Consider the following 18,642-nt stretch of genomic DNA (forward strand, 5'->3'; position numbering starts at 1 on the left):
ACCGCCTCTGACCGGGCGTTTCGGCGCTCTGGGTCCACGTCAGGTCACCCTCGGTCAACTGACGAAGGGTAGGTGACGGTCCGGTCATCGTCCGTCGGAAATCTGACCCAAGTCGACCCGTTGTGCCGGTGGTGCGCGGTGGTTAAGCTCTTCATGCGCGCCCCAATCGCCCGCTTCCCCCGTGGCAGGCGATCGGGGCGCGCGTCTTTGTCAGAAGGGCCCGCACGCTTCGGCGTGCGGGCCCTTCTCGTCGCGCTGTGCGGCGCGTCGCCTGTCGGTGCTTATATCCACCGACCGTCGAGCCACATCCGGGACAGCCAGTCCGAGTACGGGATCACCTTGCCGACGAAGATCGGATAGAAGTACGCGAAGCAGAGCCCGACCAGCAACACGTACGCCCCGGCCGCGATGCTGCCCACCAGTCGACGTTCGTAACTCGGGTCGCCGGGCACCAGTGGCACCACCTCGCCCACGTCGCCTCCGGCGGGAGCGATCAGCGCGCCCAACACGTACACCACGGCGAGCACCAGGAACGGCACCACCGGCGCGGCGTAGAACGAGAACATCGTCCGGCCGTCGAGGGCGAGCCAGAACCACGGCAGCAGCCCGGCCGCCACGGTCAGCAGGATCGCGCCGGCCCGCCAGTCCCGACGGGCCAGGCCCAGCCAGGCCAGCGCCACCAGGGCGGGCAGGAACGACCACCAGAGCAGCGGGGTGCCGAGCAGCAGGATCTCGGAGGCGCAGGTCGGAGCGCCGCAGGTGCCGTTGCTGGCGTAGTGGAACGCCACCGGGCGGCCGAGCAGCAGCCACTGCCACGGCCAGGACTGGTACTTGTGCGCGTCGTCGAGTTGGGCGTGGAACCCGTAGGCCGCGCGGTGGTACTCGAAGAGGTTGATCAGCGGGCCGATCACCGGGCGGTCGCTCAGCGGCGCGCTCGGGTAGGCCGACGCGAGCCGGTAGTAGCCGTCGTCGGTGATCAACCAGCCCGACCAGGTGGCGAGGTAGGTGCCCACCATGAGCACGCCGGCGAGCACCAGCCAGGGCAGCTCGTCGAGCAGGGTGTCCCGCCAGGGCCGGCGGACCCCCGCCGAGCGGCGGACGCCGACCTCCCACAGCAGCACCAGCAGCGCGAAGGCCGGGACGAAGTACAGTGCGCTCCACTTCACCGCGCAGGCGCAACCGATCAGGACTCCGGCTGCCAGACGCCACCACGGCCAGGTGCGCCACCCGGTCGACGGCCGGCCGGCCCGGCCCGGCTGACTCGGATCGAGCCCCTCGTCCAGGGCCCGGGCCCAGCGGCGACGGCGGGCGTCGCGGTCGAGCACCAACGCGCCGAACGCCGCCAGCACGAAGAAGAGCAGGAAGATGTCGAGCAGCGCCGCGCGGGACAGCACCAGGTGGAAGCCGTCCAGGGCGAGCAGCAGGCCGGCCGCGCAGCCGAGCACCGTCGAGTGGAACATCCGTCGGCCGATGCGGACCAGCAGCAGCACCGACAGCGTGCCGATCACGGCCGCCGAGAACCGCCAGCCGAACTCCGGCGCGGTGGTGATCAGGTGGCCGGGCACGGAGACCTTCGACTCGGCGTCCTGGTAGCCGAAGGCCCACTCACCGAGGCCGATCAACCATTTGCCCAGCGGTGGGTGCACCACGTACGACGGGACGTTGTCCTTGTAGTTCCACTCGACGGCGCGGGTGATCAACCCGTAGCCATCCTTGGCGTAGTACGTCTCGTCGAAGATCTTGCCCTTCGGGCTGGACAGCCCGACGAACCGCAGGATCGCCGCGATGGCCACCACCACCGCCGTGGCCAGCCAGGAGAACCGGTCCAGTTTGGTGTCGACGGTGGCGAACCTCCGCCTGACCACGGCGGACACGCCGCCGCCATCGGCACTCGGTGCCGTCGGCTCCTGGTTGGGGCTGGGCTCGCCCGTCACCTCGACCATCTTGGCAGGCTCGGCGCTCGGGCTCTGCGCTGTCGACGCACTCGTCACCCGGCGATCGTAGGCTGCCAAGGTGTCCGGTGGCGCCCGTCGTCCCTGATACCGGTATTCACTGTCGATGAAGGAGACGAATCCGTGGGTGAAATGTCCGAGACTGGGCGCCTGGTCCTGCTCGGTGCCCCGCTCGGCAACCCCGCCGACGCCTCGACCCGCTTCCGGGAGGTGCTGAGCAGCGCCGACGTGGTCGCCGCCGAGGACACCCGCCGGCTCACCCGGCTGGCCCGCGACCTCGACATCACCGTCGGTGGCCGCATCGTCTCGTACTTCGAGGGCAACGAGGAACGACGCACCCCCGAGCTGGTCGAGGTCATCCTCGGCGGGTACGTGGTGGCGCTGGTCACCGACGGGGGGATGCCGAGCGTCTCCGACCCCGGCTACCGGCTGGTCCGCGCCGCGCTGGACGTCGGGGCGCCGGTCACCGTCGCCCCGGGGCCGAGCGCGGTCACCACCGCGTTGGCCGTCTCCGGGCTGCCCTGCGACCGGTTCTGCTTCGAGGGCTTCCTGCCCCGCGCCTCCGGCGCCCGCCGGTCCCGGCTGCGCGCGCTCGCCGCCGAGGAACGCACCCTCGTCTTCTTCGAGGCCCCGCACCGGATCGGCGCGGCTCTCACCGACCTCGCCGACACGTTCGGCGCGGACCGGCCCGCCGCGCTCTGCCGTGAGCTGACCAAGACCTACGAGGAGGTGCTCCGCCGCCCGCTCGGCGAGCTGGCCCGATGGGCCGCCGAGGCGAACCCGCGCGGCGAGATAACGCTGGTGGTGGCCGGAGCGCCGGAGACCGCCCCGGAACGCCCGGACGACGACACCCTGCGCACGGCGGTTGCCGAGCGGGAGGCCGCCGGCCGGTCCCGGCGGGACGCCATCACCGATGTCGCCACCGAGTACGCGCTGCGCCGCCGGGACGTCTACACGATCGTGCACAGCTGAGCCTCGCGCGAATCTGGCGGCCTGCCTACCAGGCGGCGACCAGGAACCCGACGGTGATCAGCACGGGGCCGGCGACGGCGGCGGTCACGGACCAACGGCGGCTCCGACGGCCCGGCAACCGGGCCGACCCGGTCCACCGGACGATGCCGGCGGTGCAGCCCAGCACCACCAGCAGACCGGGCAGCCAGCGCAGGTGCCGGCCGACGCCGGTGTCCGCGTACGCGGTGGTGGCGTCCGGGCCGGTCATCCGCGCCGACAGCCGTGTACCGCTCGCGTTCGCGACGGCGGGCACGCCGCTCACCCGTACACCGTGGGCGATGAACCGTCCGTCCTGTGCCGTGAACGTCCCCCGGCACCGTTGGGTGAGCCCGTCGCCGGTGCAGCCGTCGATCACCACGGTGCCCGCCCGGGCGTGCCCGACCGCGAGCCAGAACGGACCGGCGCTGACCCAGGCGAAGAAGGCCGCGACCAGGCTCAGCGCCACCAACGCGGCGAGGCCGGGCAGCGGATCGGGCGGCGGGGGCGTCCGGCTCGGCGGCTGGCGTCGTATCGGGCGGAAGTCCAGGTCCCGGTCCGGCGCCGGATCCTCCCGGACCGGGGTGCCGTCCCAGTGCACCTCCTCGATCGGCGCCCAGACGGCGTCGTCACCGTCTGGCGCGTCAGCGTCGGCCCGTCGGCCCCGGTGCCGGCGGCTCTGCTGCCGGACGGGCACCCGACGCGGTACCGCGTCCACCGGTGCGCCGGTGGTCGGCTCCACCTCGACGGCCTCCACGGCGGCGACCGTCTCGCCGGCGGTCGGGCCCGGAGGGCTCGGCCGGGCCGGGCTCGGCGCGGGCGCCGCGGGGGTCGGCCGCGCCGGGGTGGGTGTCGGCGCGGCCGGCGTGGGCCGGACCGGCGTGGCGGCAAGCTCCGACGGCCTGGTCTGCTGCTCCTCCGGCGGGGCGGCACCGGCCCGTGTGGTCGGGCTCGGTCGCGGGCTGGGACCCTGTCGTGCCCCGGCGACGGGGTCGGTGCCGGGTACCAGCCGGGGCTGGGGAGCGACACCGGCACTCCGGGGCGGAGCCGGATCGGGACCGGGATCGTCGTCGACCGCCGGCCCGGTGGGCCGGTCCTGGTGGTCCCGTGCCGCTCGTCTGCCCGTCACGACGTTCATTGCACACCGCTGCGGGGGGCGGAACGGGCAGCTAGACCGCGTGTCGGCGACAAATCGGACCAATGGTCGAGGTGGTCGGCCCGGTCCGCTGGCGCGGCACCCCCTATTGGTTCGCGGGCGCCCCGGACGGGTCACTAGGCTTGCTGCTCATGAGTCACGTTCTCGCGGCAGTGGCCTGGCCGTACGCCAACGGCCCCCGCCACATCGGCCACGTCTCCGGTTTCGGCGTTCCCTCCGACGTCTTCGCCCGGTACATGCGGATGGCCGGCCACGACGTGCTCATGGTCTCCGGCACCGACGAGCACGGCACCCCGATCCAGGTGCAGGCCGACGCCGACGGGGTCACCCCGCGCGAGCTGGCCGACAGGTACAACAGGGTGATCGTCGAGGACCTGCACGGTCTCGGCCTCTCCTACGACCTGTTCACCCGCACCACCACCCGCAACCACTACGCGGTGGTGCAGGAGTTGTTCGAGGGGATGTACCGCAACGGCTACATCGTGCCGAAGACCACCATGGGCGCCATCTCCCCGTCCACCGGACGCACCCTGCCCGACCGCTACATCGAGGGCACCTGCCCGATCTGCGGGTACGACAGCGCCCGGGGCGACCAGTGCGACAACTGCGGCAACCAGCTCGACCCGATCGACCTGATCAACCCGAAGTCGCGGATCAACGGGGAAGCCCCGAAGTTCGTCGAGACCGAGCACTTCTTCCTCGACCTGCCCGCCCTGGCCGAGGTGCTGCGGCAGTGGCTGGACACCCGCGAGGGGTGGCGGCCCAACGTGCTGCGGTTCTCCCGCAACCTGCTCGACGACCTCCAGCCCCGGGCGATCACCCGCGACCTCGAATGGGGCGTGCCGATCCCGCTGGACGGCTGGCGGGACCGGTCGGACAAGCGGATCTACGTCTGGTTCGACGCGGTGATCGGCTACCTGTCCGCCTCGATCGAGTGGGCCCGCCGCTCCGGCGACCCCGAGGCGTGGCGGAAGTATTGGAACTCCAAGGACGGCGAGGGCAGCGTCCCGTCGGCCGACGGGGTCGGCGAAGACGCCCGGTCCTACTACTTCATGGGCAAGGACAACATCGTCTTCCACTCGGTGATCTGGCCGGCGCTGCTCTCCGGCTACTCCGGTGAGGGCTCCCGCGACGGTGAGCCGGGCGAGCTGGGTCGGCTCAACCTGCCCACCGAGGTCGTCTCCAGCGAATACCTGACCATGGAGGGGCGCAAGTTCTCCTCGTCCCGCAAGGTGGTCATCTACGTCCGCGACTTCCTGGAGCGGTACGACGCGGACGCGCTGCGCTACTTCATCGCCGCCGCCGGCCCGGAGAGCAACGACACCGACTTCACCTGGGCCGAGTTCCTCCGCCGCAACAACGACGAGCTGGTCGCCGGCTGGGGCAACCTGGTCAACCGGTCGGTCTCCATGGCGGCGAAGAACTTCGGCGCGATCCCGCCGGTCGACCCGGCCGGGCTCACCGAGGCCGACGAGGCGCTGCTCGCTACGGCCCGGGCCGGGTTCGCAGGAGTCGGCGACCTCATCGGCCGGCACCGGCAGAAGCAGGCCATCGGTGAGGCGATGAAGGTGGTCGCCGAAGCCAACAGGTACCTCTCCGAGCAGGCCCCGTGGAAGCTCAAGGACGAGGCGGACAAGCCCCGGATGGGCACCATCCTGCACGTCGCCCTCCAGGTGATCAGCGACGCCAACACGCTGCTCACCCCGTTCCTGCCGCACTCCGCGCAGCAGGTGCACGAACTGCTCGGCGGCACCGGCGTGCACGCGCCGATGCCCGTCATCGAGCAGGTCGACGATCTGGACGGCGGCCCGGCGTACCCCGTGCTCACCGGTGACTACACCGTCGGCGCCCGCTGGGAGTCGGTGGCGATCGAGGCGGGTCGCCCGCTGGCGGCACCGAAGCCGGTGTTCCGCAAGCTCGACCCGTCGATCGTCGACGAGGAACTGGCCCGACTGGCCGGATGACAGTGTGACGCGCGGCGGCAGTTGGTCTGCCGCCGCGCGCCGTCACATCGCGTACCGGGTGTCCATCACCTGGTCGTCGGTCACCTCGGTGCCCAACGCCCACGCCTCGTAGACGCCTCGTTCGTGGCACTGCGCGCCGGTCGCCACCACCGCCTCCGGGTTCGGGAAGCGCAGGCGCACCCGCAACCAACCGGCCTCCTCCCGCAGCACCAGGCAGGGCACACCCCGCCACTGGGCGAACCGGAGTCGGCGAGCCACCGCCTCCACTGGGTAACGGGCCGCCCGGGTCATCGCCAGCACCCGGAACCCGCCGGGCAGGTCGGCCACCGCCTCGTACTCGGTGTCACCGTAGAGACCGACCAACTGGGTGGAGCGCGGCGCGTCCCCGTTCGGCACGTACTCCTGGTCCGGGGACAGGCCCGGCACCCCGGCCAGCAGGTGTCGCCACTGCGGGCCCACCATCCGCAGCCATCCGCGCTGCTCGGCCTGGTAGGTGTAGAGCACCACCTCCACCCCCTCCGCGGGGTACGCGATCAGGGCGGCGTTCGCCGGCATCGGCAGGTCGGCGAAGTCCCGGGTGATGAACTCCGGAATGAGCTGACCGTTGCTCGGCACGAAGCCTGTGCCCAGCACCGGGGCGCCGAGCCGGTCCCGGGACGCCAGCGCGGTCAGGCCGCGGTGCGCCTCGCCCACCGGCACGTCGTAGTCGCCCGGGTCGGACGCCCGCCACCGCAGCGCGTACGTCACATCCGGCCCCTCCCGGCCGACGTCACCGTCGCTGCGCAGCACCGTCGTCGTCGCCGGCGTACGCAGGTGCGCCACGTCGTACTCGCGGTAGCAGAAGCCGTGCGGCAACCAGCCCCGCACGTAGCCGGCGAGCTGCTGGGCGGAGAGCACCTTCACCATCCGGGTGCCCCGCCGGACCACCGCCGACGCGCGCGCCGCCGCCAGCACCGGGTCACCCGCTGCGGACGGCTGCTGGCTGAGCTGGTGCAGGTACGCCCAACCCCGCTCGCGGTGCGCCGGCATCATCAGCGGCGTCTCCGGCTCGTCGGCCGGTTCGGTGCCTCCGTGTACCGCGGTCACCTCGCTGACGTGCACGAACCGGCGCCACGGCAGCGCGCTGCCCGGCCGGGGCGCCCACTCGAAGCCGGCCACCTCGTCGGCGCTGAACAGCTCGTACGCGGCGCCTCGGGCGATCTCCTCGGCCGGGTACACACCGCCGCCGAACGCCACATGCAACCCGGTACGTTCGCCGGCGGTCCCGCCGGTCTGGGGGATGACGCTCATGCCGCCGTCTCCCTCTCCCTCGACGAGATGCCCTGTCGACCCGGTTCGCTCGCTCGCTGGCGACGGTAGAGTCGCGCGGCGTAGTCGAGGTGAACGTCGGGTGGCGGGCAGATGGACAGCCCCGGTGTGTGATGCTGTCGCTGATGAGCGAGCCCACTGAATCGCGCCGAGAGCGTGCCGCCCGGCGGGCCGGAGAGTTTCCGCCCGCCCCCGAGCCGCTGCCCCGCGCGGTACTGGACAGCCACACCCACCTGGACATCACTGTCAGCGAGGCCGGTGTGCCCGGCGGCGGGCCGTCCGACGACCCGGTCGGGGTGGCGATCGAGTTGGCCACGAAGGTCGGCGTGGACCGGCTGGTCCAGGTGGGCGTGGACGTCGCCTCGTCCCGGTGGGGCGCGGACACCGCCGAGCGGTACCCCGCAGTGCTGGCCACCGTGGCGCTGCACCCCAACGAGGCACCCCGGCTCAGCGACCTCGACGAGGCGTTGCGGGAGATCGAGTCACTCGCCGCCCGCGACCGGGTCCGGGGGATCGGCGAGACCGGAATGGACTTCTTCCGGACCGGCGACGAGGGGCGCGCCGCGCAGGAGGACAGCTTCCGGGCGCACATCGCGATCGCCAAGCGGTACGGCAAGGCGTTGGTCATCCACGACCGGGACGCCCACGCGGACGTGCTGCGGATCCTCGACGACGAGGGAGCGCCGGACCGGGTGGTGCTGCACTGCTTCTCCGGTGACGCCGACTTCGCCCGCGAGTGTGTCCGCCGCGGTTACCTGCTCAGCTTCGCCGGCACCGTCACCTTCGGCAGCGCCAACGCGCTGCGGGAGGCCGCCGCGCTCACCCCCGTCGACCAGATACTGGTGGAGACCGACGCCCCGTACCTCACCCCGACACCGCACCGTGGCCGGCCGAACGCCTCGTACCTGATCCCGCTCACCGTCCGGGCGCTCGCCCAGACCACCGGCACCGACCTGGACGAGCTGTGCGCTGCCATCTCCGCCACCGGCGACCGGGTCTTCGGCCCGTGGTGAGCCCGGCCCGACGGTCGGCACCGACCCCGTCGCTACGCTTCCAGGCATGACCGGTCTCCTCGGCCCGGCGGAGATCCGGGAGCTCGCCGCCCGGCTGGGCGTCGCGCCCACCAAGAAGCTGGGCCAGAACTTCGTGCACGACCCGAACACCGTGCGCCGGATCGTCACCGCCGCCGGCCTGACCCCGGACGACGTGGCTCTGGAGGTCGGCCCGGGGCTCGGTTCGCTGACCCTGGGGCTGCTGCCGATCGCGGGGCACGTGCACGCCGTGGAGATCGACCCGGTGCTGGCCGGCGCGCTGCCGGAGACCGCCGCGCGGTACGCCTCGGCGGACGCCGACCGGCTCACCGTGCACCGAGCTGACGCCCTGCGCGTCGCCGCCGCCGAGCTGGCCGACCCACCGCCGACCGCGCTGGTGGCGAACCTGCCCTACAACGTGGCCGTGCCAGTGGTGCTGCACCTGCTCGCCGTGCTGCCCACCCTGCGGCACGGCCTGGTGATGGTGCAGAAGGAGGTCGCCGACCGGCTGGTCGCCGGTCCCGGCTCCAAGGTGTACGGAATCCCGTCGGTCAAACTCGCCTGGTACGCCCAGGCCCGGGGTGCCGGACGGGTGCCCCCGAACGTGTTCTGGCCGGTGCCCAACGTCGACTCCGGCCTGGTCGCCTTCACCTGCCACGAACCGCCCCGGTCCGACGTACCTCGGGAAAGGGTGTTCGCAGTGGTCGATGCGGCGTTCGCGCAGCGGCGCAAGACGCTGCGCGCCGCGTTGGCCGGCTGGGCCGGTAGCGCGGACCGGGCCGCCGCCGCGCTCACCGCGGCCGGCGTCGACCCCGGCGCCCGGGGGGAATCCCTGACCGTCGAGCAGTTCGCCGCCATCGCCGCGTCGGCTCCGGCCGGTACGCCGGCCGCGAAGTAGGCTGACGCCGTGCCCGCCGAGGACGCCGAGGAGCTGATCGTGGCCAAGCCGTTCGACATCCGCCTGCGCTTGCGGGATGTCACCCCGTGACCGAGGCCTGGCGTCCGGACGACGAGGACGAGCGACGCGGGGCCATCGGGCCGGTGAAGGTCCGGGTGCCCGCCAAGGTCAATCTGCACCTCGGGGTGGGCCCGCTGCGCCGGGACGGCTACCACGAGCTGAACACGGTCTACCACGCCATCTCGATCTACGACGAGCTGACGGCCCGTCGGGGCGACACGCTCGCCCTGACGATGGAGGGCGAGGGCACCGGCGAGCTGGCCCTGGACGACTCCAACCTGGTGATCCGCGCGGCGCACGCCCTCGCCGGGTACGCGGGCGTGCTCCCGCACGCCCGGCTGCACCTGCGTAAGCAGATACCGCTCGCCGGCGGGCTGGCCGGTGGCAGCGCCGACGCGGCCGCCGCGCTGGTGGCCTGCGACGCGCTGTGGGGCACCGGGCTGTCCCGCGACGAGCTGGCCGGGATCGCCGCCGACCTCGGCTCCGACGTGCCGTTCCTGATCTACGGGGGCACCGCGCTGGGCACCGGCCGGGGTGAGGCGATCAGCCCGGTGCTGGCCCGTCCGACCACCTGGCACTGGGTGGTGGCGATCGCCGACGTGGGCCTCTCCACTCCCGCCGCGTACCGCGAGCTGGACCGGCTGCGCGACTCCGGTGCCGCCGGTGCCCCGCTGGGCCCCACCGACGCCCTCCTGGGCGCGCTGCGTCAACGCGACCCCCGGGTACTCGCCCGGACGCTCGGCAACGACCTCCAGGACGCCGCGCTGGCCATGCTCCCGGCGCTGGCCGACACCCTCAAGGCCGGCGAGGAGGCCGGCGCGCTCACCGGCATCGTCTCCGGCTCCGGCCCGACCTGTGTGTTCCTCGCGGCCGACGCGGCCGACGCGGAGCGGATCGCCGCCGAGCTGAACGCCGCGGAGGTGTGCCGGGAGGCGCGGGTCGCCCACGGCCCGGTCGCCGGTGCCCGCGTCGGCTGACGGCCCGTCCCACCAGTCCCGCGGGCGCGCGGCGCGGTCGGCCGGGGCGTCCGCGTACCCTTGAGGCAGGCGTCCAGGTGCCCGCCGGCACCGGGACGCCTTGATCATGAAGGGTGGATCGTGGCGAACATCGTCAATCTGGACCGGGTGTCCAAGGGGTACGGCGCGGCAGGGCGGCTGCTCACGGACGTCTCGCTCGGCCTGGACGACGCCGACCGGATCGGCGTGGTCGGCCTCAACGGCGCCGGCAAGTCCACCCTGCTGCGGCTGCTCACGAAGCAGGAGGGCCCCGACGACGGCCGGGTGACCCACCGTCGCGACCTGCGCGTGCTGTGGCTGCCGCAGCAGCTCACGCTGGCCCCCGACGCCACGGTCCGGGACGTGGTGCTCGGCACCGCCTGGCTCGACGAGGGCATGGGCGCCGAGCACGAGTGGGCCGGTGACGCCGGTGTGCGTGCCATCCTCGACGGCCTCGGCATGCCGCACCTGGGCCTCGACCAGCCGGTCGGCCCGATGTCCGGTGGCGAACGACGCCGGGTGGCGCTCGCCGCGCTACTCGTCCGCGACTCCGACCTGCTCATCCTCGACGAGCCCACCAACCACCTCGACGTCGGCGGTGTCGACTGGCTCGCCCGGCACCTGGTCGGCCGCAAGGGCGCGCTGGTGGTCGTCACCCACGACCGGTGGTTCCTCGACGCGGTCTGCACCACCACCTGGGAGGTCGCGGACCAGACCGTTCGCGCCTACGAGGGCGGCTTCGCCGCCTGGACCCTGGCCCGCGCCGAGCGCGAGCGCGTCGCCGCCGCCACCGAGGCCCGCCGGCAGAACCTGCTCCGCAAGGAGATCGCCTGGCTGCGCCGTGGTCCGCCGGCCCGTACCTCCAAGCCCCAGTTCCGCATCGACGCCGCGAACGCGTTGATCGCCGACGTGCCGCCGGCGCGGGACACCATGTCCCTGCAACGCATGGCCGTCTCCCGGCTCGGCAAGCAGGTGTACGAGCTGGAGAACGTCGAGCTGCACGCCGGCCCCAAGGAGATCCTGCGCGACGTCAGCTGGCTGGTCGGCCCCGGCGACCGGATCGCCATCCTCGGCGCCAACGGCGCCGGCAAGACCACGTTGCTGCGGTTGCTCGCCGGCATCACCCGCCCCGACGGTGGCCGTCTCGGCACCGGCTCCACGGTGCGGCCCGCGTTCCTGTCCCAGGAGCTCACCGAGCTGCCCGGGCACCTTCGCGTGCTGGAAGCCGTCGAGGAGGTCGCCCGCCGGGTCCAGCTCGGCGACCGGGAGGTCTCCGCGTCCCAGCTCGCCGAGGTGTTCGGCTTCGACGACCGCCGCCTCTGGACCCCGGTCAGCGACCTCTCCGGTGGGGAACGCCGCCGGTTGCAGATGCTGCGGCTGCTCGCGGGAGAGCCCAACGTCCTGCTCTTCGACGAGCCCACCAACGACCTGGACACCGACACGCTCGCCGCGTTGGAGGACCTGCTCGACTCGTGGCCCGGCACGATCATCGTGGCGAGCCACGACCGCTACCTGATCGAGCGGGTCACCGACACCGCGTACGGCATGTTCGGCGACGGTCGGCTGGTGCACCTGCCGGGCGGTGTGGACGAGTACCTCGCGCGGACCGCCGAGCGGGCCGGCTCTTCTCGGGCGGGTGTCACCTCGGCCTCCGGGCCCGCCGCTTCTTCGGGAGCCGGCATGTCCGCCGCCGAGGTCCGCCAGGCCCGCAAGGAACTGAGCCGGCTGGAGCGGCAGCTCGGCAAACTCGACCAGCGCGAGACCACGCTGCTCGATCAGTTGGCGGCGGACGCCACCGACTACGCCCGGGTCGCCGAGTTGGACGCCCAGCTCAAGGATCTGCGCGCCGAGCGGGAGCGGATCGAGGAGAGCTGGATGACCCTCGCCGAGGACCTGCCGGAGAGCTGAAGGTTCCGGGCGCGCCGGCCCGGGCCCCGTGTGCGGCGTCACACCACCACATGCGAGACAATCGTCGGCGACACCTACCCCACGGCGTTGGAGACACAGACATGGCACACACCCCCGTCAACCACCCCGCGCGGCCGATCTACCGGGCGATCGGCGGGCTGACCGGTCTGTACCTGGTGGTCTTCGGTGTGCTCGGCATCATCGCCAGCACCGGCAACGAGATCCTCGCCCAGGACGACACCCGGGTCCTCGGTCAGGGCACCAACCTCGGCTTCTCGCTGCTCAGCGTGTTGCTCGGGATCGTCGTGCTGGTCGGCACCGCGCTCGGCCGCAACATCGACGTGGCGATCAACCAGTGGCTGGCGTACGCCCTGATGGTGATCGGCCTGGGTGGTCTCGCCTTCATCCGCACCGACGCCAACATCTTCAACTTCAGCATCACCACTGTGGTCGTGGTGCTGACGGCGTCCCTGGTGCTCCTCATGGTCGGCATGTACGGCAAGGTCGGGTCCGAGGAGGAGGCGGAGGCCTTCCACAAGGCTCGTCTGATTCTCTGAGCTCTTCGTGGTTGCGGTGGTGGTTTTCGCCGGAGCCCGAGCTGCTCCGGGCGGTCAGGCTTGATCCCTGCGCAGCTCGGGCTCCCGCGCGACCATCAGTGTTTTGCCTGACGTGCCCGTTTTTGTGGGCGACAATTCCCCTGAAACGGTCAATCAGGGGGTCTCGGGTATGCCGCATTTTCCGGTCAACCATCCGGCACGGCCGCTGTACCGGATCCTCTCCGGTCTGGTCGGCGTCTACATCCTGGTCTTCGGCGTCTGGGGTGTCGCCGAGACGATCGGTGACCCGCTCTTCGCTCGGAGCAGCACCTGGGCCCTCGGACTGCGGACCAACCTGGCCTTCTCGCTCGCCTCGGTGATCTTCGGAATCGTCCTGATCATCGGGGCGTCGCGGCGCAGCAACCTCGGTCACTACATGAATCTCACTGCGGGTGTGGTGTTCCTGGTGACCAGCATTCTGATGATGTCCGTGCTGCAGACCGACGCGAACTTCCTCAACTTCTCGATGTCGACAGTCGTGGTGTCGATGCTGTTCGGCCTGATCCTGTTCGGCACCGGCCTGTACGACAAGGTCGGCCCGGCCGAGCACGCGGAGGCGGAGCTGGAGCGCCGTAAACACCCGGTCGCCGACGCACACCGCCGCTGAGCAGGCTCAGCAGCGGTGTGCGGTCAGCGGGCTCGGGGTCAGCCGGCTCAGTGGCGGCGCGCGGTGATCAGTGTCGGCTTCGCCTCCAGGTGCGACAGCCCGTTCCACGCCAGGTTGACGAGGTGCGCCGCCACCGTCTCCTTGCGCGGCTTGCGCACCTCCAGCCACCAGCGCCCGGTCAGGGCCACCATGCCGACCAGCGCCTGCGAGTAGAGCTCGGCGAGCTTCGGGTCGTACCCGCGGCTCTTGAACTCGGCGCCCAGGATGTGCTCGACCTGGTGCGCCACGTCGTTCATCACGCTGCTGAAGTTGGCCGTGCCGGACATCAGCGGCGACTCGCGGACCAGGACCCGGAAGCCGCTGGCCTCCTCCTCGATGTAGCCCAGCAGGGCCAGCGCGGCCTGTTCCAGCAGCTCCCGGGGATGCCCAGCGGTCAACGCCGTGGTGATCCGGTCCAGTAGGGCGCGGACCTCCCGGTCCACCACCACCGCGTACAGCCCTTCCTTGCCGCCGAAGTGCTCGTACACCACCGGCTTGGAGACCTTGGCGCGGGCGGCGACCTCCTCGATCGAGGTGGCGTCGAAGCCACGCTCGGCGAACAACTGCCGGCCGGTCGCGATCAACTGCTCCCGTCGCTGGGCCGCCGACATGCGTACCCGGGAGGTGGTCTTCGGTTTCGGGGCCGGGGCCGGGGCCGGGGCCGGCGTCGCCCGCCGGCCCTCGGCCACATCCTTGCTCTCGGGCATGTCGCCGCCTCGCTGGCGCTCGGTGACGCCCTGCCGTGGGATGGTGCCTCCGCTGTGCCCGTTCACGTCGTCGCCTCACTGTCGGGCGGTCCGACCCCGCCGCGCCGTCCGACCGTATCCGGATCGAGCCCGGCTCCCCGTCGGCCGAGCCGTCCGGTCCCCCCGCGTGGCTCGGTCATCTGGGCCATCCTGCCAGGCGGCCTCCCGGCGCACCGCCCGGTTTACCGGGGTGCGACCGGCTTCACCAGCTTCGCGGCCAGGCGTTCCGGCTTCGGCCAGCGCACGTGCGACGCCGCGCCGACCTTCTCGAACATCCAGATCACCCGGGCGGAGATGTCGACCTGCCCGCGGAGCACGCCGTGCCGGGCGCTGGTCGGGTCAGCGTGGTGCAGGTTGTGCCAGCTCTCGCCGAAGGACAGGATCGCCAGCGGCCAGAAGTTCGACGCGCGGTCGCCCTGACGCATCGCGAACGGACGCTCACCGTAGACGTGGCAGACCGAGTTGATCGCCCAGGTGACGTGGTGCAGCAGGCCGATCCGGACCAGCCCGGCCCAGAAGAACGCGGTCAGCGCGCCCTGCCAGGACCAGGTCACCAGGCCACCGATCAGCGCCGGGCCGAGCAGCGAGATGGCCACCAGCATCGGGAAGAGACGGTCGACCCGGCTGATGTCGCGGTCGGCGATGAGGTCCGGTGCGAAGCGCTCGCGGTTGGACAGCTCACGGCGGAACAGCCAGCCGACGTGCGCGTGGAACAGGCCTCGGGTCAACGCCCAGAAGCTGGTGCCGAAGCGCCACGGCGAGTGCGGGTCGCCCTCCAGGTCGGAGAACGCGTGGTGTCGGCGGTGGTCGGCCACCCACTGGATGATCTCGCCCTGCACCGCCAGTGAGCCCGCCACCGCCAATGACACCCGCAGCCACCGCTTCGCCTTGAACGAGCCGTGCGTGAAGTAGCGGTGGAAGCCGACGGTGATGCCGAGCCCGGAGATGACGTACCAGACCAGGCCGATGATCACGTCGGTCCAGCCGAGCCAGCCGCCCCAGGCGACGGGCACGGCGACCAGCAGGGCGACGAAGGGGATCACCACGAACGCCCACAGGGCGGCCAGGATGCCGGGGGACTGGCTGCCGTCGGTGAGGGGTTTGGGGCCGGGCGCGGCGGTGTTGGGATCGAGCAGAGCAGTGGACATGGGACCTCGCAGGGGGAAGGTGACGATCACGAAGTTACGCCTACGTCACCGTAACTTACGGCACCGTAGATCGCACGGGGAAGTTTCGAAAAACCCTCGGATACTCGCACGAACCAGCAGGTCAAGGCAGTGCGAGCGGCGGCGGGTCGCGGTGTCGTCGCAGGCGCCGGGAGTACGGAACAGGGGGTGCCGGCGGCTGTCCGGGAAGCGGGTTCGGCGGGGTGGGGTGGAATGAGCGATGGCGTCCGACGCTCGGGACGCTAAGGTGTAGCCGGCGGGGTGCTCGTCCCCCCGGATGCGACGTGCTCGCATCGTTGATCGGCCGTGGTGTAACTGGCAACACCCGGGTCTTTGGTACCCGTATTTCAGGTTCGAACCCTGGCGGCCGAGCTGTCCATCTGCGCCCGTTTTAGGGTCCGGTGGGGGTAAGAGGAAGACGCGATGGGGCCCGCGGCTAGCATGGCCGCGAGAGTGTCCGCCGTCCCGACGGGAGCCACATCGTGCCCCAGCCCCACCTTCGTACCGTCGTCGTTCTCGCCGCCGGTGAGGGCAAGCGGATGAAGTCGACACTGCCCAAGGTGCTGCACCCGCTGCTCGGTCGGACGCTACTCGGTCACGTGCTGAGCGCCGCCGCGCCGCTCGCCGCTGACCGCACCGTCGTCGTCGTGGGGCATGGCGCCGACCAGGTCCGGGGGCACCTCTCCGAGGTCGCACCGGACGCCACGCCCGTGCTCCAGGCCGAGCAGCTCGGCACCGGCCACGCCGTACGGATCGCGCTGGACGCCGTCCCGGAAGGGGCCGGCACCGTCGTGGTGATCAACGGGGACGTGCCGCTGCTGCGACCCGAGACGGTCGGCGCGCTGGTGACCGCGCACGAGGAGGCCGCCGCGGCGGCCACCGTGCTCGCCGCCGAGGTGCCCGACCCGACCGGGCTCGGCCGGATCGTCCGGGACGCCGGCGGCCGCCTGGAGCAGATCGTCGAAGAGCGTGACGCCGACGCGACGCAGCGGGCGATCCGGGAGATCAACGCCGGCATCTACGCGTTCGACGCGGTGCGGCTGCGCGACGCGCTGGGCAAGCTCTCCACCGACAACGACCAGGGCGAGGAGTACCTGACCGACGTCTTCGGGCTGCTCCGCTCGGCCGGTGAGCCGGTCGCCGTGCACGTAGCCGACGACCACGTGGAGACGTTGGGCTGCAACGACCGGGTGGAGCTGGCAGCGCTGCGCCGGCTGCTGCGCGACCGGGTCAACGAGGCGTGGATGCGGACCGGGGTCAGCCTGCTCGACCCGGCGACCACCTGGATCGACGTGACGGTTGCCCTGGACCGCGACGCCGTGGTCGACCAGAACACCCAGCTGCGCGGAGCCACAGTGGTCGGCGCGGGCGCGCTGGTCGGGCCGGACGTCACGCTCATCGACACGGTCGTCGGCCCCGCCGCGTCGGTGGTCAGAAGCCACGCCGTCGGCGCCGAGGTGGGCGCTGGCGCCACCGTCGGGCCCTACGCGTACCTGCGGCCGGCCGCACGACTCGCCGAGAAGGCGAAGGTCGGCACGTTCGTCGAGGTGAAGAACACGCAGATCGGCGCGGGCTCCAAGGTGCCGCACCTCACGTACGTGGGTGACGCGACGATCGGCGAGCACACCAACATCGGCGCGGCGTCGGTCTTCGTGAACTACGACGGGGTGAACAAGCACCACACCGTCATCGGCAGCCACGCCCGCACGGGGGCGGACAACATGTTCGTGGCGCCGGTCGAGGTGGGCGACGGCGCGTACACGGCTGCTGGCTCGGTCATCGTCGACGACGTGCCGGCGGGTGCGATGGGCGTCGCCCGGGCCCGCCAGCGCAACATCGAGGGCTGGGTGGTGAAGCGCCGCGCCGGCACGGCAGCGGCCGAGGCGGCGCAGCGGGCCAGCGACGCGAAGGGTGCGCAGCGAGTCGGCGACGCGAAGGGTGCGTCGGTGGCACCCGGCACCGCAAGCGACAGTGAGGCAATCCACGGGGTGACCGAGACGGTGGGCGGCGCATCCGGCCCGGGAGATACTGCAACCGAATAGTCCCTGACCCACCACCACCGGGTCGGGTACCGCCGACAAAACGGGAGCAGACGGGCCCATGGGCAGCATCGTCGCCGAAAACCGCAAAAGCCTGATGCTCTTTTCCGGACGTGGCTTTCCGGAGTTGGCCAAGGAGATCGGCGAGGTGCTCGGCGTCGCGCCGACCCCGGCCGACGCGTACGAGTTCGCCAACGGCGAGATCTTCGTACGTTTCAAGGACTCGGTGCGTGGTTCGGACGCCTTCGTGGTGCAGTCCGTCACGCACGGAGTGAACACCTGGGTCATGGAGACCCTGATCATGGTTGACGCGCTGAAGCGGGGGTCGGCGAAGCGGATCACCGTGGTGCTGCCGTTCTACCCGTACGCGCGTCAGGACAAGAAGCACCGGGGTCGGGAGCCGATCTCGGCCCGCCTGGTGGCGGACCTGTTGAAGACCGCCGGCGCGAACCGCATCCTCACCGTCGACCTGCACACCGCACAGATCCAGGGCTTCTTCGACGGCCCGGTGGACCACCTCTTCGCCATGGACATCCTGGCCGAGTACGTGGAGCGCAAGTACGCCGGCCGACCGATGACAGTGGTGGCACCGGACTCGGGCCGGGTGCGGGTTGCCGAGCGGTGGACCGACCGGCTGGGCGGTTGCCCGCTGGCGTTCATCCACAAGACCCGGGACCCGATGAAGCCGAACCAGGTCGTGGCGAACCGCGTGGTCGGCGAGGTGGAGGGCCGGGTCTGCCTGATCGTCGACGACATGATCGACACCGGCGGCACGATCGCCAAGGCCGCCGACATCCTGAAGGAACAGGGGGCCGCGGAGATCGTTGTCGCGTCCACCCACGCGCTGCTGTCGGACCCGGCCACCGAGCGGCTGAAGAACAGCTCGATCAGCGAGATCGTGGTGACCAACACGTTGCCGCTTCCGCCGGAGAAGCAGTTGGACAAGCTGACAGTGCTGTCGATCGCGCCGCTGCTGGCGCGGGCGATCCGGGAGGTCTTCGACGACGGTTCGGTGACCACCCTCTTCGGCGGCCTGAGCTGATCATTTAGCCCCGTTTCCGCCACTCGCCGTTCCGGCGGGGGCGGGGCTGTCAAACTGGTGGAAACGGGGCCGGCGCGCTGGTGGGAATACCACCGACGCGCCGGTCTGGAGCCGTGAACGGGGACTGCCGGAAACCCTGGAAACAGCT

Annotated in this window: 15 protein-coding genes and 1 tRNA gene; 11 read left to right on the forward strand and 5 right to left on the reverse strand. The window is 71.7% G+C overall.

Annotation, left to right across the window (positions count from 1 at the left end):
* Nucleotides 1–281: 281 nt before the first annotated feature.
* The gene (locus tag FHU34_RS31265; protein WP_244312082.1) at nucleotides 282–1,943 is read right to left on the reverse strand and encodes a dolichyl-phosphate-mannose--protein mannosyltransferase; all 1,662 of its coding nucleotides are present in this window, start codon (nucleotides 1,941–1,943) and stop codon (nucleotides 282–284) included.
* A gap of 141 nt (nucleotides 1,944–2,084) precedes the next feature.
* On the opposite strand from FHU34_RS31265, the gene rsmI reads away from it, so the two are divergent.
* Complete coding sequence (gene rsmI, locus FHU34_RS31270; RefSeq protein WP_425280601.1) at nucleotides 2,085–2,924, forward strand: 16S rRNA (cytidine(1402)-2'-O)-methyltransferase; 840 nt, start codon at nucleotides 2,085–2,087, stop codon at nucleotides 2,922–2,924.
* A 25-nt stretch (nucleotides 2,925–2,949) separates the two neighbouring features.
* On the opposite strand, the gene FHU34_RS31275 is transcribed toward rsmI, so the two are convergent.
* Nucleotides 2,950–4,077, reverse strand: a complete 1,128-nt coding sequence (locus tag FHU34_RS31275) for a hypothetical protein (RefSeq protein WP_425280595.1) — start codon at nucleotides 4,075–4,077, stop codon at nucleotides 2,950–2,952.
* Nucleotides 4,078–4,226: 149 nt separating this feature from the next.
* Between FHU34_RS31275 and metG the strand changes: the two genes are divergently transcribed.
* Nucleotides 4,227–6,059, forward strand: a complete 1,833-nt coding sequence (metG, locus tag FHU34_RS31280; RefSeq protein WP_145786217.1) for a methionine--tRNA ligase — start codon at nucleotides 4,227–4,229, stop codon at nucleotides 6,057–6,059.
* Nucleotides 6,060–6,101: 42 nt separating this feature from the next.
* Here metG and FHU34_RS31285 read toward each other — a convergent pair whose 3' ends face one another.
* Entirely contained in the window at nucleotides 6,102–7,349 is a 1,248-nt protein-coding gene (locus FHU34_RS31285; RefSeq protein WP_145786218.1) for a hypothetical protein, read from the reverse strand.
* 131 nt (nucleotides 7,350–7,480) lie between these two features.
* Between FHU34_RS31285 and FHU34_RS31290 the strand changes: the two genes are divergently transcribed.
* The 6 genes from FHU34_RS31290 (at nucleotide 7,481) to FHU34_RS31315 (ending at nucleotide 13,462) form a co-directional block, all read left to right on the forward strand.
* Nucleotides 7,481–8,380: a TatD family hydrolase gene (locus FHU34_RS31290; RefSeq protein ID WP_145786219.1), complete on the forward strand. Its 900-nt coding sequence runs from the start codon at nucleotides 7,481–7,483 to the stop codon at nucleotides 8,378–8,380.
* Nucleotides 8,381–8,426: 46 nt separating this feature from the next.
* The gene (gene rsmA, locus FHU34_RS31295) at nucleotides 8,427–9,296 is read left to right on the forward strand and encodes a 16S rRNA (adenine(1518)-N(6)/adenine(1519)-N(6))-dimethyltransferase RsmA (protein WP_145786220.1); all 870 of its coding nucleotides are present in this window, start codon (nucleotides 8,427–8,429) and stop codon (nucleotides 9,294–9,296) included.
* Nucleotides 9,297–9,382: 86 nt separating this feature from the next.
* Nucleotides 9,383–10,333 carry a 4-(cytidine 5'-diphospho)-2-C-methyl-D-erythritol kinase gene (locus tag FHU34_RS31300; protein ID WP_145786221.1) on the forward strand — a complete coding sequence of 317 codons (951 nt, stop codon included), beginning with the start codon at nucleotides 9,383–9,385 and terminating at the stop codon, nucleotides 10,331–10,333.
* 120 nt (nucleotides 10,334–10,453) lie between these two features.
* Nucleotides 10,454–12,259 carry an ABC-F family ATP-binding cassette domain-containing protein gene (locus FHU34_RS31305; RefSeq protein ID WP_145786222.1) on the forward strand — a complete coding sequence of 602 codons (1,806 nt, stop codon included), beginning with the start codon at nucleotides 10,454–10,456 and terminating at the stop codon, nucleotides 12,257–12,259.
* 101 nt (nucleotides 12,260–12,360) lie between these two features.
* Nucleotides 12,361–12,816 (forward strand): DUF4383 domain-containing protein, encoded by a 456-nt coding sequence (locus tag FHU34_RS31310; RefSeq protein ID WP_145786223.1) that lies wholly within the window; start codon nucleotides 12,361–12,363, stop codon nucleotides 12,814–12,816.
* Between the two features lie 169 nt (nucleotides 12,817–12,985).
* Nucleotides 12,986–13,462, forward strand: a complete 477-nt coding sequence (locus FHU34_RS31315; RefSeq protein ID WP_145786224.1) for a DUF4383 domain-containing protein — start codon at nucleotides 12,986–12,988, stop codon at nucleotides 13,460–13,462.
* Nucleotides 13,463–13,509: 47 nt separating this feature from the next.
* Here the strand turns inward: FHU34_RS31315 and FHU34_RS31320 are convergent, their stop codons facing one another.
* On the reverse strand, nucleotides 13,510–14,208 hold the full coding sequence (locus FHU34_RS31320) for a TetR/AcrR family transcriptional regulator (protein ID WP_145786225.1): 699 nt from the start codon (nucleotides 14,206–14,208) through the stop codon (nucleotides 13,510–13,512).
* A 221-nt stretch (nucleotides 14,209–14,429) separates the two neighbouring features.
* Complete coding sequence (locus tag FHU34_RS31325; RefSeq protein WP_145786226.1) at nucleotides 14,430–15,395, reverse strand: acyl-CoA desaturase; 966 nt, start codon at nucleotides 15,393–15,395, stop codon at nucleotides 14,430–14,432.
* A gap of 318 nt (nucleotides 15,396–15,713) precedes the next feature.
* Between FHU34_RS31325 and FHU34_RS31330 the strand changes: the two genes are divergently transcribed.
* The 3 genes from FHU34_RS31330 (at nucleotide 15,714) to FHU34_RS31340 (ending at nucleotide 18,494) form a co-directional block, all read left to right on the forward strand.
* Nucleotides 15,714–15,785 (forward strand) — tRNA-Gln (locus FHU34_RS31330).
* Nucleotides 15,786–15,895: 110 nt separating this feature from the next.
* Entirely contained in the window at nucleotides 15,896–17,455 is a 1,560-nt protein-coding gene (gene glmU / locus FHU34_RS31335; RefSeq protein ID WP_482809808.1) for a bifunctional UDP-N-acetylglucosamine diphosphorylase/glucosamine-1-phosphate N-acetyltransferase GlmU, read from the forward strand.
* Between the two features lie 58 nt (nucleotides 17,456–17,513).
* Nucleotides 17,514–18,494: a ribose-phosphate diphosphokinase gene (locus tag FHU34_RS31340; protein ID WP_145786228.1), complete on the forward strand. Its 981-nt coding sequence runs from the start codon at nucleotides 17,514–17,516 to the stop codon at nucleotides 18,492–18,494.
* Nucleotides 18,495–18,642 lie beyond the last annotated feature (148 nt).

The organism is Micromonospora taraxaci (assembly GCF_007830095.1).
GTDB classification, from domain to species: Bacteria; Actinomycetota; Actinomycetes; order Mycobacteriales; family Micromonosporaceae; genus Micromonospora; species Micromonospora taraxaci.